Raw genomic sequence first — 1,412 nt, 5'->3', positions numbered from 1 at the left:
GTGTTCAATATCTTTCTATTCGCTATACCAATCGTTTAGAAGCTGCAAATTTACGAGCATCAGTCGGTACGACTGGTGATTCATACGATAATGCTTTGGCTGAAACGGTGAATGGCTTATACAAAACAGAGGTGATTGAATATTTAAAAGCAGATTGGCAAGGTTTAGCAGATGTACAACTTGCGACACTAAACTGGGTAGATTGGTTCAATAAAAAGCGTGTACACAGTGCACTGGGTTATGTATCGCCTTTTGAGTTTGAAGCAATGTACTATGATAAGATTAATCCGTTAGGTCAGGTGGCCTAACTTAAATAAAAAAGTCTCCGACAAACCCGGTACGGTTCAATCAGAGCATCTGGCTGCATAGCCACAATTGGCTCAAGATCGCGTATAAAGTTTTTTAATTTGCTGTTATGTGGCTGAATATTTACCACAACATAAAACTTCTTACCCAAAGCGTGGGCTTCATCAATACCAATTTTTAAGTTGTCATGGTCAAAAGCATTATTACGTACACGTAAGCTGTAACGAGGTTGGCCTGCGTATACTGCATCTGCACCATAAGCAAATGCATAGCGCATGTTTTTAAGAGAACCTGCGGGAGAGAGAAGTTCGGTTTTCATAAAATAAAAGGCATAAAAAATATATGGTTTTATTTTATTAACTCCGCATTTTTGATTCAACCTACTGAATTAGTAGGAATTTGAGTTATATCATTTTGCGCGGGTAGCATATTTTTTGCTAACTCTCCTAAGCGCATCAAAGCATTTAACATTTTCGGATTTAATTCGAAACAGGCTGCTATACGTAAACAATGACTAAAACGTTTATCAGCCGAACATAAAATTCCTGGCATACATAAGATCTTTTCATCCATTGCTTGATGAAACAGTTCTAATGTATCAATAGATTCGGGTAGCTCTAACCATAAAATAAATCCAGCTTGTGGACGACTAACTCGAGTACCGAGTGGAAAATAGCGACAAATATAAGAGTTGATGGTATCGATTTGTTGTTGATAGCGCTTTTTGAGCTGACGTAAATGCAGATCGTAACCACCATTTTCTAAAAAAAGTCCTAAAGTTTCGGTGAGTAAAGTTGGTTCGGCAACGGTTGTTGTTAATTTAATTTGCTGCACAATATTACGAAAGCGTCCAGCTTCTAGCCAACCAATTCGATAGTCAGGTGCCACAGTTTTGGTATAGCTACCACAGACCAAGACCCATCCATTTTGGTCAAATGCCTTAATGTTGGGTAGGAGAGGCTCGGTGAGTTGTAGTTCAGCATACATTGCATCTTCAATAACCGGAATTTGGAACTGATTAGCGAGCTCTGCTAAACGCCGGCGGTTGCTTTCAGGCATGCTAAAACCAAGAGGATTATGTCCTGTCGGAATAGTTAATATGGCTT

2 protein-coding genes and 1 pseudogene are annotated in these 1,412 nt (G+C 39.0%); 1 reads left to right on the top strand and 2 read right to left on the bottom strand.

Annotation, left to right across the window (positions count from 1 at the left end):
• The coding region (locus J582_RS25205) for an integrase core domain-containing protein (RefSeq protein ID WP_032023782.1) at nt 1–308 on the top strand (308 nt) is incomplete at its 5' end.
• 38 nt (nt 309–346) lie between these two features.
• Here J582_RS25205 and J582_RS25200 read toward each other — a convergent pair.
• Nucleotides 347–625, bottom strand: a pseudogene (locus J582_RS25200) (U32 family peptidase); the annotation flags it as partial.
• A gap of 56 nt (nt 626–681) precedes the next feature.
• The coding region (locus J582_RS25195; RefSeq protein WP_032048828.1) for a PLP-dependent aminotransferase family protein at nt 682–1,412 on the bottom strand (731 nt) is incomplete at its 5' end.

The sequence above is a fragment of the Acinetobacter sp. 1566109 genome (genome assembly GCF_000582255.1).
In the GTDB taxonomy this organism is placed as follows: Bacteria; Pseudomonadota; Gammaproteobacteria; order Pseudomonadales; family Moraxellaceae; genus Acinetobacter; species Acinetobacter nosocomialis.
Note: the sequence above shows the minus strand (reverse complement) of the source record. Positions and strands in the feature narration are given on the sequence as shown.